This is a genomic window from Pseudomonas sp. PME37.24/006 (assembly GCF_055556635.1).
Genome location: NZ_JBVHNL010000024.1, coordinates 1 through 357, shown reverse-complemented (window position 1 = coordinate 357; position 357 = coordinate 1). Strand labels below are relative to the sequence as shown.

Sequence of the window (357 nt, the reverse complement as noted above, 5' to 3'; positions counted from 1 at the left end):
CGCGCCGAGGACACGAAGCCCGGGGATTCCGGTTCGCGCCTCGGCCGTCGCGGAGCCGGAGGCGGGGAAATCGGCGAGCCGACGCACCGCAAGCTCGATCGCGTCGATGAAGCGAGAGGCGGTCTCGGGGTCGGCCTGATCTCGATAGCGCTCGACGGCCCGCGCGATGTCGAGATCGGCCGCGCGAGACGAGACGACCCGTGTCACGAAGCGTCGCGGACGCTCGCACGGAGCCCGTCGAAGTAGTCCGCATCCATCCGCGAACCCTCACCCGACCTCATCCCCTCGAGGACGGCCTCGCGCACGACCGAAGTTTCGCGGTCACGGCGAATCAGCTCGCGCACGTACTCGCTGCTC

General features: G+C 69.7%; 1 protein-coding gene. It reads right to left on the bottom strand.

The genetic code is table 11. The annotated features are described in order from the left end of the window. A partial coding sequence (locus tag ACZ3GY_RS23700) for a type II toxin-antitoxin system RelE/ParE family toxin (protein WP_465912177.1) occupies positions 1-207 on the bottom strand: 207 nt, incomplete at its 3' end. Positions 208-357: the final 150 nt, after the last annotated feature.